Source organism: Advenella faeciporci (assembly GCF_014652395.1).
GTDB classification, from domain to species: Bacteria; Pseudomonadota; Gammaproteobacteria; order Burkholderiales; family Burkholderiaceae_B; genus Advenella; species Advenella faeciporci.
The window spans coordinates 37,520-51,708 of the sequence record NZ_BMYS01000019.1 but is presented as its reverse complement, the minus strand read 5'-3'; the positions used below and the strand labels follow the sequence as shown (position 1 = coordinate 51,708).

Below are 14,189 nucleotides of genomic sequence, written 5' to 3'. Positions count from 1 at the left end.
CGGGAACTTCGGCCATGCGCCCCCGAAGTTCCCCTTGTTTTTAGCGATATACTTTCCCAGCCCACAAACCTTCAAGAAGCCACTAATGCAACACCGTGACGGTTATATCATTGATGTTTCCTATCCCCTTCATTTTCACAAGGAAATGCAGCCGGTCTGGCTATGCCACACCATACAGACATTAGGCTGTGCCGTACCGGATATCAGTAAGCCTTACCGCTATTGCGAATTGGGTTGCGGGCCCGGCATCAACCTGCTGGTTGCCGCGGCCTGCAACCCTGCCGGACAATTCACCGGAATTGACTTCAACCAGGCACATATTGCCAGCGCCCAGGCGTTGGCCAAGAAACTGAATATTGAAAACATCCGTTTTATTGAGTCGGGTTTCGAGGAATTTGCCACAAACAACAGCGAAAAATTTGACTTTATCGTTAGCCACGGCACATGGTCATGGCTGCCACCCAAGGCACAGGCCGGCATTCTTCAACTGATTTACCAATCGCTTAAACCGCAAGGCCTGGTGTATTTGCACTACATGTGTTATCCCGGTGCCGCCCGCCTGACGGGTCTGCAAAAAGTACTTTATGAAACCGCCAAAATAACAGGGGGCAATTCAGTACAAGGCATTCAAAACGGCATGCAACTGTTACGCATTCTGGCCAATAACGGTGCGGGCCTGTTTGTGGACAACCCCGAAATTGAAAAAGAGCTGCTGGCACTTGAAAAAGAATTGCCTGCGTATCTGGCGCACGAGTTCCTGACCGATTACTGGCACCCCCAGCATTCAGCCGACCTGCACCGTATTATCAGCCAGACCGGGGTCCGTTTCATTGGCAGTGCGGATGGCTTTGAAAATATGGATACCCTGTCTGTTCCCGGCAATCTCCAGCCAATCCTGAAAAACCTGCCTGGCCAGGCGCTGCGGGAAACCGTCAAGGACATGGCTCGCAACCAGCACCAGCGGCTGGATGTTTTTCAATCAAGCCCCCAAACACTGGATAATGAAAATCACCTCGACCTGATGAACCAAACCGTTTTCAGGGCACTTCCCGGCATGCCTTCTCCAGGCCCGCTGGAATTCAAAACACCCATTGGCACCATTCCCGGACCGGCAGAAATGTTTTCTCCCCTGCTGGCTGCCCTGGCACAAGGCCCCCAATCTTTTTACGAGCTGCGCCAGATACCGCCATTCAAGGCGGAACCCGGTTTATTGCTGCAGGCACTCAATATGCTGATGTGGGCAGATTATGCCCACCCTGTCCGTGCGGAACAGGAGACGGCCCCCGCCTGCGTCAATCTGCAGGCATGGCTGGACAAACAGCAACTGCCTTTGCGGCTTTTACCCGAATGTGGCACGGCCATCATGACCCAGACCCAAGCCAGCTGATTCAGACGGTTCCTGCAAAAACGGTTTCCGGCAAAGCGGCACGGCATATAATGACGGTTTTCACCTGTCCGGCCAAACACAACCGGACAATCCAAACCCGAACCGTCTTTCCAAAAGGCCACATATGCCTGCCCCTTGCGCACTTTTCATACTGGGTCATGCCGGTACCGGCAAATCCGTATTAACCACCCGTTTTATCCGGCAGCAGCTGCAACGGCAGCACACCTGGTGCGTCCTGGACAAAGATACCGTTGGTGAATACTGGACCGGCCCTTTCCTGCAAGCCTGCGGCCAGGACCCGAATGACAGGGACAGCCCTTTTTTCAAGGAAAAAATACGTGACCTGCAATACAAAAGCACCCTGCTGATTGGCAAAGAACAGCTGGAACTGGGCCTGAATGTGGTATTTCCCGGACCCTGGAGCCGTGAACTGGCTTCGGGCGCCCTGTTTTCCGCAATGGCACTGGGCCTGCCGGCAAACACGCGCCTGATCCATGTCTGGCTTGACCTGCCTCATGAAATTCGCAAAGAACGCATCATTAAACGGGCAGACCCGCGCGACCAATGGAAACTTGAACACTGGGGCGACTATATCCAGTCGCTGAAAAAACCGCCTGCCGTAGAAGAAGGGAAAATACCGGTACTTGATGCCAGCTCGTCGCCGGAAGCATTGCTGGCAGCATTGCAGGAATTGCTGGAAACCGCCACAATACCTCCTGAACATCCAGAATCCGCCTGACATACCATCCACCGGATTTACCTGTTTCCAAGGAGCGTAGAACATGAGCAAAAGTTACTTCCCCCTTCAGGAATGGCATGTGTCGCAATGGTTCAATACACCGCAACCATTGCAGCTGGCCGACCTTCGTGGCCAGGTTGTCATGATCCACACTTTCCAGATGCTCTGCCCGGGCTGTGTGCTGCATGGCGTTCCACAGGCCATACGGGCCCATCAGGCCCTGGCTGGCGAAGGCTTGAAAGTCATTGGCCTGCACACGGTATTCGAACATCATAATGCCATGCAGCCGCATGCGCTTGAAGTTTTCATTCACGAATTCCGGCTACGCTTTCCGGTTGGCGTGGATACCCCTTCCGAAAACAGCGCCATTCCGAAAACCATGGCGCAATGGAATTTGCAAGGCACGCCCAGCCTGCTTGTACTGGATAAACAGGGATATGTACGGCTCAACCATTTCGGTCAGATTGACGATCTTGTTCTGGGCGCTCTTCTGGGACGGCTGCTGGGTGAGTCGCCTGACGGCTAAAAACATACCGTTTTTACTTTATTTCCTGAATCAGGCACCAGCGTGACAGCTTGCACCTTTGTTCAAGCATCCATATTTCAAGCAACAAGAACCATACCTGCCGGGCTTTCCTAAATTTCATGAGAAAATTCAACATCCCCAGCATTTCCGCACTTTCGGCCTTTGAAGCCGCAGCCCGGCATGAAAGCTTCGCCCTTGCCGCCAAAGAACTTTCCCTGACTGAAAGTGCCATTTCCCGGCAAATTTCCACGCTGGAAAGCAATCTGGGCGTCCGTTTATTCGTCCGCAACAAACAAAGGGTCATCCTGACCCGTGCTGGCTCGCTTTATGCATCACGCATTCGTGAGCCCATGGCAGCCCTGGACAGGAACACGCTGGATTTAATCGCTTTCGGCGACCGGAGCGGGCACCTTGAACTGGCCGTTTTACCCACATTTGCCTCACACTGGCTTATTCCGCGCTTGCCGGCCTTTAACCGGCAACACCCCGACATTTCCATCAATATGGGTATCCAAACCGATATTTTTCATTTTGAACAAACCCATTTCGAAGCGGCCATCCATTTCGGCAGCCCCACCTGGGTTGGCACGTCCGCCGATTATCTTTTCAAAGAGGAAGTGGTCCCGATCTGCTCTGCCGGGCTCCTGAAAAAGCCGCTCACCCGCGCTGAAGACTTGCTTGAATACCCCTTGCTACACTCAACCACCCGCCCCAACAGCTGGCATCACTGGTTCAAATCACAGGGTATTGATACGCCAAAATCAAAAACCGGCGTGCGCTATGAACTGCACACCATGCTTATAAGCGGTGCGGCGGCCGGCATGGGCATTGCACTGATCCCGAAATTTTTCATAGAAGGACGGCTGGATCAATTGGGCATTATCATTCCTTTTGACGCAGCCGGAACGGAAGACGCCGCCTACTACCTGGTTTACCCCACCGAATACAGTCACGGAACAGCACTGACACTGTTCCGCACATGGCTGCTGGACGAATGCCGGAGCAGCCGGGAGCCTGGCAAATAACACAGACCGGAAAACCATTTCCGATCACGCGTACTCAATACATTCAAGCATGCCCTTTACCATACTTCCAACATCACAAAGCAGCATTAAACCGCCTGTTCCAACCGGCTGAAAAGCATGTCAATGGATTCCTGCTGCATCACTTCATATAACTTCAGCTCGTCCTGTACGGCCTCACCCAGATCTTTTTCAAACTGTGCTTTGGAAGCATTTGCCGCATAGTGTTTTTGTTCGGTCCCGCCCAGGTTCGACTGGAAAATACCGGCTGCACTGACAGGCAGAAAATCTTCATACACAATCGGTTCGGCAGCAATCGCTCCAGCCGTCAGCAAGGCTTCCAGATCAGGCTCCGATTCTGCCAGGGCAAGGGCATTGAACCGGTTTTCGTCTTTAAGGACATAACGGAAATAGGCCAGCCGCTCTTTTCTTAATTGTTCAAGGTCATCAGGAAATACCTTGAAAGCCTCAAGCAGACGATCCGCATAACCTTGCCCGGCACTGCCCTCATTGTTATGACTGCGCGCCTGCTCCAGCAAACGGTCATACAAGGCCCTGCCTTTGGGCGTCAGCGCAACGCCACGCTGTTCAATTTCACCGAAACGGGCCGTATGCGTGCCGGCCTGGCTATCCTCTGCAAAAACAATCTTCTCTTCCAGCGCCTTGAAACTGGTCTGGCGCAACAGAATCGGACATTTTCTTTTTGGCGGCCCTTCAATCACGTCTTTGGGATTAAGGTTGCGCTGTTTCATCTGTTCCTGGACTTCGTCGATATCCAGTGTGCGGGGTGTCAAATGATTGATATGCGGCCCTTTGAAACAGACCACATCCGCAATCAGGCGGTGGGCGTCATGCAATTGACGGTATGTGTCCTTTGAAACGGTCGCTTCATGATGCCAGCGGAAAACCGACTTGACCTCGGCAACAAAACTGCCCGCATCCTGACAGGACAGGCCACCTTCCGCTTCGCACTTTTCAAGCAGGGCCAGCAGGGTTGCCGAAAATATCCGGCGCTGTGCCAGAATGGCCGCAGCCTCTTGCCTTAAAGCCTCGTCATCAATCAGCTCCAGGCGCAACAATGAAGTAAATACCCTGAATGGATTGATTTTCAAGGCCTCTTCAGTAACTGGGCGGAATGCGGTGGCATGCACCGGCACACCGGCTACCGATAAATCATAATAGCCAACCGGATACATGCCCATAACACGAAAAATACGCCGCAAGGTATGCAACTCTTCTGCCGTGCCCAACCGGATGGCGCCATGCCTTTCCACATCCAGCCTGCCTAGTTCATTGGCATTGGACAACGCTTCATGCATAAGCGGATTTTTTTCCAGCACCTGCCGGTTCACCTCAGCCACGATATCCAGAAGCGTGCCATACAGGGGCACCTCTTCACGATACATTTCTGACATGGCAAAAGAAAAACGGGAGCGAATCTCGTTGGCGGAAACAAAAGAAATCATCATAAATTATTGGCAGTTTGAAAATAAATTGAATACGGATAAGGGGTTTCACCGGCCGGAAAAGGCCTGGGAAACAAAAGCCTGTAGAAATTCTACGGTACCCGCCCTGAACCGGTCAAACGACCTTATGTCACCACTTCATGAAAAAAACTCACCAACTTAAGAAAAACACACACTTTCTGCCTGCAGAAAAACGTTGGCCCGAACAAGGATTCATAACATGACGCCTGATCTTCATTGCAAATATACACGGCAACGCCTGTAGTACAATTCCTTCACATCCGCCAACTTACCTGCCAGGAAATTATGGACTTACGTCAAATAGAGTGTTTTTTATGCCTTTTCCAAAACGGTAACGTTACCCGGGCTGCCAAACAACTGGGCATTGTCCAGTCTGCCTTAAGCACGCAAATCAGCAAACTTGAAAAAGACCTGGACATCCGTCTGTTTGACCGCTCAAGTCGGGGCGTAACCCCCACCACGGCAGGTGAAAAACTGCACAAAATGCTATTGCCCCTTGCCCGGGAAGTAGACAGCATCCAGCAACAAATGCTGGATCTTGGCGGAGAGGCATCCGGCCTGGTCAGGGTAGGCCTTGCGCCTTCCCTTGGGGTCAATGTTGTACCAAATGCACTGTCCAGATACTGCGTTGATTTCCCTAATGTGACCATTCAGCTCTCAGTGGGTTATACCAACATTCTGATTGAAAATCTGGATGCAGGGAAAATTGATTTCGCCATTACCAATGACACCCCCAAACTGGGCAGTCTTATTTCCAGCCCGATCATGAGTGAAGAACTGGTATTGGTCGTAGCCCGCAAAAGCAAGTTCCTGAGTTCTGACACGCCCGACTTCAACCAGATCCCCCCCGGACGCCTGATTGTTCCCAGCAGTGGCCAGGTATTGCGCAGCCTGATTGACGACCACTTGCGCAAGACAGGCAAAACCATGCAGTCCCATCTTGAACTGGATGCACTGATGCCTACCATGGAACTGGTAAAAACCGGTGAATGGGCAACCATTTTACCTGTCAGCGCCATTTCCCGGGACCTGGAAAACAAAGTACTGTGTATCGCCCGTATTACCGACCCGATCCACCGTGAGCTTATTTCCGTTTATCACCCACGTCGTCCCCTGAGCCTGGCTGCCCAAAATTTACTGCAAGCCTTTGAGACTGAAGTAAAACGGGTGGGTGAGCTGGCCAATCAGACACTGCAGAAATCCACTCAAGCCTGACCACTCTCCCATAAACAATCACCTCACCTGACGTTTAGCGTTCAGGCGGGGGAATGCGCCTGAATTTTGTTCAAAAAAGTGAAAAACAACAATTCCACGCCCCTTATCATCTTTTATATTGATATAAATCAATTATTATATTAATATTTTAGATGTAAAACTCAGGAGGAGACATCATGACAATGCTCAAAAAATCACTTATTGCCCTATCATCAGCACTAACGCTAACCATCTGTTCCCAGGCATATGCCAGTTATCCGGAAAAACCCATTACCTTTGTGGTCGGTTTTCCACCAGGCACATCCACTGATGCTGTCGCCCGCATCCTGGGGGAAAGCATGGGAAGAAAACTGGGGCAAAGCATTATTGTAGAAAACAAGCCGGGTGTCGGTGGCAGCCTGGGCGTAGCACAGGTGGCCAAAGCCAAACCCGATGGCTACACCCTGGTACTGTCTGCAACAGCCCCCATGAATATCAACCCGCATGTGTATAAATCACTCACTTACGACCCGTTGAAAGATCTTGAGCCGATCGGGCAAAGCACCTGGCTGCCTTACGTACTTGTGATGAACAAAACAAAAAACGTAAACAGCTTCAAAGAACTGATTGATTATGCCAAAGCCCATCCGGGAGAACTCACCTATGCCTCAATCGGCAAAGGCACTACCAGCCACCTGTTAATGGAAATGCTCAGCAAAACATCCGGCATTGAAATGGTGCATGTCCCCTACTCCGGCAGCACCCAATCACAATCCGATGTGATTGGCGGCAATGTGGATATGACTTTTGATACCGTCGTTTCCGCCCTGCCTCATGTAAAAGCGGGCAGATTGAATGCGCTTGCCGTCAGCGTCAATAAACGCGCCGAACTGGCACCCGATATCCCAACTATCGAAGAACAGGGTATTCCAAACTTCAATATGGGTGCCTGGCTTGGTTTTTTTGCTCCGAAAGGAACCTCTCCGGAAATCATTCAGAAGCTGCACGGCACATTGAATGAATCACTTAACGACCCCGAAACCAGGAAAAAACTCATTGCCCTGGGCTCGGAAGTGGTCAGCAGCGAATCCCCCAAGGCATTTGCCGAAATGGTGAAAGAAAACTACGAAACATGGGGAAACCTAGTCAAAACAGCAGGAATTGAAAAACAATGAATTACAGTAAAGAAGAATGGGAAACCCGCGTCAATCTGGCGGCATGCTACCGGCTCATGCCCTTGTTTGGCATGAGCGACTTGATCTACAACCACATTACCGCCCGCATCCCCGGTACCGATGATGAAATTCTCATCAATCCTTACGGCTACATGTATGAAGAGATTACCGCCTCCAGCCTGATCAAAATCAACATCAAGGGTGATGTGCTGCATAACCCCCATGGCGAGGAACTGGGCGTTAATCAGGCAGGTTATGTCATTCACAGCGCGGTTCATGGTGCCCGCCATGATGTCAGCTGTGTCATTCACACCCATTCGCGTGCGGGCATGGCCGTTTCGGCGATGGAATGCGGTTTATTGCCCATTACCCAAACCTCCATGCGCTTTAAAGACATTGCCTATCATGATTACGAAAGCGTTGCCATTGAAATGGACGAACAGGCCCGCCTGGTTGCCGACCTGGGCAAGCAGGATGCCATGATACTGCGCAATCATGGTCTGCTGGTTGCCTCGGCCTCCATCGCCGAAGCCTTTAACGCCATCTACTGGCTTGAAATGGCCTGCCGGGTTCAGGTTGATGCTTTATCCAGTGGCACAAAACTGATCATGCCTTCGGAAGCCGTCATTAACCGTACCCATCACCTGTATCAACCCACTGTCCGAAGGCCCTTCGGCTTAATGGAATGGCCTGCCATGCTGCGTTATCTGGACCGGCGCACACCAGGCTATAAAGACTGAACCCAATAACAGAAGAAATATCGGAAAACACATCAATGAATGACGTTAACAACTTGTTTTCATTAGCAGGGCAAGTCGCCCTGATCACCGGCTCAACGCAAGGGCTGGGATATCAAATAGCGCAGGGACTTGGCAAAGCCGGTGCACGCATCATTGTTCACAGCAGAAACGAAGACAAAGCCAGGGAAACCGCACAAACCCTTATCAACACGGGGTTTGATGCTGGCTGGGTCGGTTTCGACATTAATGACCAGAAAAAATGTGAAGCCGTGTTTTCCGACATAAAGCAGCAATACGGCCGTCTGGATATACTGGTAAACAACGCCAGCATCCGGAACCGCAAAACACTTAGTGACTTAAGTCCTCTTGAGCTTGAAGAGATAGTCCAAACCAATATCCTGGCCAATATCCGTATTTCACGACATGCCATAGAATTGATGAAAACCCATCATTACGGACGGATCGTTACCATCAGCTCCATTGCCGGACAACTGATCCGCTTTGGCGATTTTGCCTATCCAATCACCAAACAGGCACTTAACACCATGACCCGGGCCATTGCGGTTGAATTTGGTCGTGATGGGATTATCAGCAATGCCATTGCCCCTGGTACCTTTGCCACCGAGTTTAACGAAAAGCTCACCCAGGAAACCAGAAACATTGCCAAAATGCAGGAAAGAAACCCCTTGCAGCGCTGGGGTAATCCTATGGAAATTATTGGCCCTGCCTTATTTCTGTCATCTCCGGCTGCGTCTTACGTCAATGGACAGACGCTTGCCGTTGATGGTGGTTTTTCAATTACATTCTGAAAACTTTAGCACAACTTAGATGTCACTCTTGTAGACGACCCTTTTCCGTAATCTGTTCTGCAGTCAAATGATAAACAGCGTCAATGATCCGGTTGCGGTAGCTGGCATTGCCTTCTGGTTTTTGCAGGTTTTCATGGGCTATTTCCCCGGCAATCCCCATGCCAGCCACCGCGGCAACCGCAGCCAGAAAGGAGTCGTCTGTTACCGATAAAAATGCCCCCACCAGAGCAGTGCACATGCAACCCGTACCAGTGACACGGGACATTTCGGGACGGCCGTTTTCTATAAAACACACTCGCACACCATCGGAAACAACATCCACGGCACCGGTAATGGCAATCGTGGCATTCAGTTTTCTGGCCATGTTTTTTGCAAACGCCTGCATGGCCGGTCTGTCACTGCCCGCATTAAAAACAGTGGCCGCATCAACCCCCCTGGTTTGTTCATCCAATCCGGCCAATACCCGTATTTCTGACAGATTGCCACGAATAACAGAAAAACTGGCCTGCTGCAGCAATTGATGTACCGTTTCAGTCCGGTAAGGGGTGGCGCCCGCCCCAACCGGATCCAGCACCAGCGGGATGCCTTTTGCATTGGCCTGTTTTGCAGCTACCAGCATTGAAACTACCGTTACCTCATTCAAAGTGCCGGTATTAATCACCAGAGAAGAGGCAATTGAAACCATGTCCATGACTTCATGGATACTGTCCGCCATGACCGGCGAGGCACCAATGGCCAGAGTCATATTGGCGCAGTCATTGACCGTGACATAATTAGTGATCTGATGAACCAGTGGCGTGCTGGCACGGATCTTACCCAGTAAGTTCCCAATATCGGTTTTCAGCTGACTCATCATTTTCTCCGGGTAGGCATCAGGCAAGATCTTTATTAAACATTTCCCTATTTTACCAATACTGGGGTTTACCATGGCTCACAAAATTTTTTCTTGACTTCGCTCAAGTATCCCATATAATTACGCCAATCAAGGGGAGTAGCTTTATTCCGCCGCATCGTCATTTCGATTGTTTGCATGTTACGCAAACGTCCGGTGCCCGGGCAACATACCAACTGTTGCAAGCAAGACCTTGCCATTACGGGCAAGGTGCGTCTTCTCAATAAAAGACGGCCTGTGTCCTGATGGATCAGGCCTTTTTGTTTTTTTGTGCGGAAAATTCCCCTCATATACATGGATACCGCATGGACAGACTCAAGCCAGATCCGTTTCTCTTTCCAATTTTTTGTTATTTCAAAGGGTAACTGATGCTTGAATTTTTACAAACACTCAGCTGGGCAGCCATCTTTCAGATCATTCTGATTGATATTCTGCTTGGCGGTGACAATGCCGTGGTAATCGCCCTGGCTTGCCGCAATCTGCCTAAAAAACAACGCATGCAGGGCATTTTATGGGGTACCGCCGGTGCAATCGGCCTGCGGGTTGTCCTGATCGCCTTTGCACTCACCCTGCTCAGCATTCCATTCCTGAAAATTGTCGGTGCCTTGCTGCTGGTATGGGTTGGCGTTAAATTGCTGATTCCCGAAGGAGATTCCCATGGCAATATTGAAGGCAGCACTTCCATTATGTCTGCCGTTAAAACCATTATTGTGGCAGACTTCGTGATGAGTCTGGACAACGTGATTGCCATTGCCGGCGCCGCCCAAACCGCCAATCCCGATCACCAGCTTGGCCTGGTTATCTTTGGTCTGGTCGTTAGTGTACCTATCATTATCTGGGGTAGCACTATCGTATTGAAACTGATCGACAAATTCCCATGGGTCATTACCCTGGGCGCTGCTTTGCTGGGCTGGATTGCCGGCGGCATGCTGTTGACCGACATTTTCATCGTGGAAAGAATTGGCGAGCCTTCTGGTACGCTGAAACTGGCTGCTGAAGTTATTGGTGCAGTGACCATCGTTGCGCTGGGTAAATTCTTTGCCAGCCGTAAACTAAAAGCGAATGGCAATGCCGAAGCTTAAGTTAACAGGCCGGTCTGGCTGCCCTCGGTCAGACTCCAGCCTTTAAGTAAACGGGCAAACATAGAAACCGGGCAAATGGAAATTCCATTTACCCGGTTTTTTTGACCTTAAGCAATTTGCCGGAAAATTTTCTGCCGTTATGCCCGACAGACAAAAAAATTGCCCGGCAAATCATATAATTAGCCCTGTCCAATTTATATTTGCACTCCCCCTCCCCTCATTATCATTAAGATTTTCCCTCCAAAGGGGGCACCATGCATCTATATTTTTCAATGAATACCGCAAGTATTGTGTTTTGTATAAAGGTAACAAGCAAATGTTTCGAATGATGATGAATAGCAAAATTCACCGCGCTCAAGTGACCGAGGCGAATTTGGACTATGTCGGCTCTGTAACCATAGACCAGGACATCCTGGACGCCGTTGGCATGCTGGCCAATGAAAAGGTGCATATTGTCAATAACAATAACGGTGCCCGTCTAGAAACCTATATTATTCCAGGCAAACGTGGCAGTGGCGTGATTTGCCTTAACGGTGCGGCAGCCCGCCTGGTCCAGAAAGGCGATATTGTCATTATCATGTCTTATGTTTATGTTGATGCCAAGGAAGCCGGAAACCATCAACCCAAAGTGGCCATCATGGGTGAAAACAACACCATCAAGGAAATTATCGGAGCCGAACCCGAAGCCACGATTATGTAGTTCTTTTTCATGATGGTTTCATGCATGCCTGATTAACTGCCCGCACAAATTCGGGCAGGTTATCCACCTGCATTTTCTGCATGGCACTGGCCCGCTGGACTTCAACCGTACGCACGGCAATATAAAGCTCATCGGCAATCATTTTGTTCGTTTTACCCTGCAAAACCAGTTCAGCAACCTGTTTTTCCCTGGGGGACAAGGAATCATAAAGCCCACGCAAGCGACAGCAAAGCAAATTCCGCTCTGCCTGCGCAAGCGCATTGTCAAGGGCTGTCGCCATCTGGGCCAAGGCAACCGGTTTCTGCAAAAAATCCACCACCCCTTTTTTCAACATTTCAACGGCCATGGGTACATCGGCATGGCCGGTAAGTATAATAACGGCCAGGGTACTTTTAGCTTCAATTAAATGCTGGTAAAGTTCCTGTCCGCTTAAATGGGGCATACGAATATCCAGGATAACAACGCCTCCTTTGCCAATATCCGCCTCATCCAGAAATGACCGCCCATCAGGCCAGGTATGGGCATCATAACCAAGGCTTTGCAGCAAAAACCGCAAGGCCTCCCTGACTGAAGCATCATCATCGACAATATGAATAGGCAGCGTCTCAATTTTCATCATGAAGCGTTGATTCCTTCTGGCTTATGGTATTTTCTTTAAGTGGCAATTTTAACGTTACGATGGCCCCTGCAACACCATCACTGCGATTGTCCAATAACAAACTGCCCCCTATCACACGCATTAAACGTTCACAAATCACCAGCCCCAATCCAAGCCCCTTATCCTTGTTGGTTCTAAAGGGAACGAATGGAAAATCAAGCTGTTCCCGGGAGAAGCCGCCAGCATCATCGGTGATCGTAATACCAAGAAACGAGTCATCAAAATACCGGATCGCAATATCAACCTGTGTTGCGTGCTGTTGCCAGCAATTAAGCAGGCTGTTCACCAATACCTGCTCAATCACACTGGGTACGGTAAATAGAACCAGATCGTCCGGAATATTGATCTGTATGCTCATGGAGTGCCTGTTATTTTGCATGCGGACAAACTGCACGCTTTTGCCCACCGCCTGGGAAATATTGACCGCCACACTCTGGTAATGACGATCAGACCTGACCCACTTACGCAGATTCTCAATAATTTGTGTAATGCGCTCCACCTGTTCAATAACCTTGTCCAGCACAGGTATTAATTCCGCATTCGTTTTCTGCTTCTCCAGGCGGTACCGGGTGCCTTCAGCATAATGCCTGATCACTGAAACCGGCTGATTGATCTCATGTGCGATGCCCGAAGCCATTTCCCCAAGAATATTCAACCTGTCCGCCTGCATCATCATTCGCTCATAGGCACGCATTTGCTCATAGGCCTGCGTTATCTGTTTTTGCCGTCTCCAGGCCAGCCAGCTGACCCACGCATAATTCAGCAAAGACAGGAACACAAACAGCAAGACAACACCCACCCAGGTTTTATACTCGGCCACCCAATCTTTAATACCTGCCCAAACCGACTGCTGAAAAGGATGACGGCGAATGCTATGCAGGATTTCCTCTACCCGTGTTGAAGCCACCACTGGAGACCATCCTGGCAACAAGGAGTCCGGCTGATTCTGTAACAGCAGTGAACCCAGTCGGGTAGCCAAGGCGTCAGGAACAGTGGGCAAGGCGGCAAGGGACCAGTTCGGAAACCGTTCGGTGCTGCCGGCGCAAGCGCTCTGATTATTGATCGGGTGCAGCAGTTGATATTGCGAGCGATCCAAAATACCCTGGGACTGCATTTCCTCCATCAGGCACAACGGGGCAATCGCGGCATCCACCTGCTTGCGATCAAGCAGCAACAGGGTCTGGTCAATCGGATAACCGGTAAACACCAGTTCGTAATCCCGGTTTTCACGCAATTGTGCGTCATACAACAATTTATAGGCCAGCAAAAAACCGCCAAACGCATTTTCCTGCACGGCGGCAATCGTTTTGCCACGCAACTGCGTTATGTCATGCAAACCACTGTCTTTGCGTACCCATAATGCACTTCCCACCAATTCGGCAGCCTTTGGCTGGGCATCATCCACTCGATTCAACGTAGCCAGCCAACGCATCTCCATCCCCGTTTTCATGGACAAAAACTGGGCCTGTGGCGCAAGTACGAAATTAACCCGGTTATCGGCAATCATCCGTTCGGCATCGGCCAGTTTCATCGGCACCAGAATAAACGTTTCATTTTCCCATTGAGTGGACAGCCAGTTAAGCCATGGCTGCCACTCTTGCTGGGCCGCCTGTACCCCACGTGGTGCCAGGATACCCACATACCAGGTTTTGGCGCAAAGCATGCCTGAATAAGTCCCCAGCCATAGCAGCAGCAAAACCCGGTAAAAATGCCTGCAGGAAAATTTCATTATGTATTTGTCCTAAATCAAAACTATCCGGCTTATGTGGAGTTCCACA

Annotated in this window: 14 protein-coding genes; 10 read left to right on the top strand and 4 right to left on the bottom strand. The window is 50.3% G+C overall.

The window, feature by feature from the left end; all coding sequences use genetic code 11:
* Positions 1–85 precede the first annotated feature (85 nt).
* From IE074_RS12165 to IE074_RS12150, 4 genes are all read left to right on the top strand, one after another.
* The gene (locus IE074_RS12165) at positions 86–1,387 is read left to right on the top strand and encodes a class I SAM-dependent methyltransferase (RefSeq protein ID WP_189385729.1); all 1,302 of its coding nucleotides are present in this window, start codon (positions 86–88) and stop codon (positions 1,385–1,387) included.
* Positions 1,388–1,511: 124 nt separating this feature from the next.
* Entirely contained in the window at positions 1,512–2,126 is a 615-nt protein-coding gene (locus IE074_RS12160; RefSeq protein ID WP_189385728.1) for a P-loop nucleotide/nucleoside kinase family protein, read from the top strand.
* 43 nt (positions 2,127–2,169) lie between these two features.
* A complete protein-coding gene (locus IE074_RS12155; protein ID WP_189385727.1) occupies positions 2,170–2,652 on the top strand; it encodes a redoxin domain-containing protein in 483 nt (160 codons plus the stop codon).
* A 119-nt stretch (positions 2,653–2,771) separates the two neighbouring features.
* Positions 2,772–3,677: a LysR substrate-binding domain-containing protein gene (locus tag IE074_RS12150; protein ID WP_189385726.1), complete on the top strand. Its 906-nt coding sequence runs from the start codon at positions 2,772–2,774 to the stop codon at positions 3,675–3,677.
* Between the two features lie 86 nt (positions 3,678–3,763).
* Here IE074_RS12150 and hglS read toward each other — a convergent pair whose 3' ends face one another.
* Positions 3,764–5,143: a 2-oxoadipate dioxygenase/decarboxylase HglS gene (gene hglS, locus IE074_RS12145; protein ID WP_189385725.1), complete on the bottom strand. Its 1,380-nt coding sequence runs from the start codon at positions 5,141–5,143 to the stop codon at positions 3,764–3,766.
* A 303-nt stretch (positions 5,144–5,446) separates the two neighbouring features.
* On the opposite strand from hglS, the gene IE074_RS12140 reads away from it, so the two are divergent.
* From IE074_RS12140 to IE074_RS12125, 4 genes are all read left to right on the top strand, one after another.
* Positions 5,447–6,376, top strand: a complete 930-nt coding sequence (locus tag IE074_RS12140) for a LysR family transcriptional regulator (RefSeq protein WP_189385724.1) — start codon at positions 5,447–5,449, stop codon at positions 6,374–6,376.
* A gap of 176 nt (positions 6,377–6,552) precedes the next feature.
* Positions 6,553–7,530: a Bug family tripartite tricarboxylate transporter substrate binding protein gene (locus IE074_RS12135; protein WP_229794016.1), complete on the top strand. Its 978-nt coding sequence runs from the start codon at positions 6,553–6,555 to the stop codon at positions 7,528–7,530.
* Positions 7,527–8,270: a class II aldolase/adducin family protein gene (locus IE074_RS12130; protein WP_189385723.1), complete on the top strand. Its 744-nt coding sequence runs from the start codon at positions 7,527–7,529 to the stop codon at positions 8,268–8,270. Before IE074_RS12135 ends, IE074_RS12130 begins: the two co-directional genes overlap by 4 nt.
* A gap of 35 nt (positions 8,271–8,305) precedes the next feature.
* Positions 8,306–9,079: an SDR family oxidoreductase gene (locus IE074_RS12125; protein WP_189385722.1), complete on the top strand. Its 774-nt coding sequence runs from the start codon at positions 8,306–8,308 to the stop codon at positions 9,077–9,079.
* A 22-nt stretch (positions 9,080–9,101) separates the two neighbouring features.
* On the opposite strand, the gene thiM is transcribed toward IE074_RS12125, so the two are convergent.
* Entirely contained in the window at positions 9,102–9,932 is an 831-nt protein-coding gene (thiM, locus tag IE074_RS12120) for a hydroxyethylthiazole kinase (protein ID WP_229794015.1), read from the bottom strand.
* Between the two features lie 407 nt (positions 9,933–10,339).
* Between thiM and IE074_RS12115 the strand changes: the two genes are divergently transcribed.
* Positions 10,340–11,053, top strand: coding sequence for a TerC family protein (locus IE074_RS12115; protein WP_189385720.1), 714 nt, complete (start codon positions 10,340–10,342; stop codon positions 11,051–11,053).
* A gap of 316 nt (positions 11,054–11,369) precedes the next feature.
* On the top strand, positions 11,370–11,753 hold the full coding sequence (panD, locus tag IE074_RS12110; protein WP_189385719.1) for an aspartate 1-decarboxylase: 384 nt from the start codon (positions 11,370–11,372) through the stop codon (positions 11,751–11,753).
* Positions 11,754–11,760: 7 nt separating this feature from the next.
* Here the strand turns inward: panD and IE074_RS12105 are convergent, their stop codons facing one another.
* Together IE074_RS12105 and IE074_RS12100 are read right to left on the bottom strand one after the other, a co-directional pair.
* Positions 11,761–12,372, bottom strand: coding sequence for a response regulator (locus IE074_RS12105; RefSeq protein ID WP_229794014.1), 612 nt, complete (start codon positions 12,370–12,372; stop codon positions 11,761–11,763).
* Positions 12,359–14,140 (bottom strand): sensor histidine kinase, encoded by a 1,782-nt coding sequence (locus IE074_RS12100; protein WP_189385718.1) that lies wholly within the window; start codon positions 14,138–14,140, stop codon positions 12,359–12,361. Before IE074_RS12100 ends, IE074_RS12105 begins: the two co-directional genes overlap by 14 nt.
* Positions 14,141–14,189 lie beyond the last annotated feature (49 nt).